Source organism: Mesorhizobium sp. M6A.T.Cr.TU.014.01.1.1, assembly GCF_004022765.1.
In the GTDB taxonomy this organism is placed as follows: Bacteria; Pseudomonadota; Alphaproteobacteria; order Rhizobiales; family Rhizobiaceae; genus Mesorhizobium; species Mesorhizobium mediterraneum.
Window position 1 is genome coordinate 1 of sequence record NZ_RZPG01000125.1, and the last position, 388, is coordinate 388.

The 388-nt window shown below is 62.4% G+C and carries 1 protein-coding gene; it reads right to left on the bottom strand.

Annotated features, from left to right (window positions below):
• Positions 1 to 388 (bottom strand): extracellular solute-binding protein (locus tag EN885_RS33250; protein WP_128335271.1); only part of this gene is annotated, 388 nt, incomplete at both ends.

The window sequence follows — 388 nt, forward strand, 5'->3', positions numbered from 1 at the left end:
CATGACCAGGCCGTCGGCATAGGCCGGCTTGACGAGATCGGCCCAATGCTCCGGCTTTTCGGCGGCCGCGGTGTTGTAGACGATGCCCGTGGTGATCAGCTTGCTGCCGAAATAGGTCTTGCCGGCATCATAGGCATCCGCCTCGATGCCTTCGAGCTTTGCCTCGGGATAGGGCAGCAGCCGGTCGTCCTTCTTCAACAGCTCCATCGAGACCGCATCGGCGATCAGAAGCACGTCGGGCTGCGGGCTGCCGGCGGCAAACTCGGCCGCCATCTTGGTCAGGATGTCGCTCGTTCCCGAGCGATAGATGTTCACATCGATACCCGGCTGCGCCTTCTTGAAGGCATCCACGGTCTTGGCCGCGTCGGCTTCCGGTTGGGACGTGTAT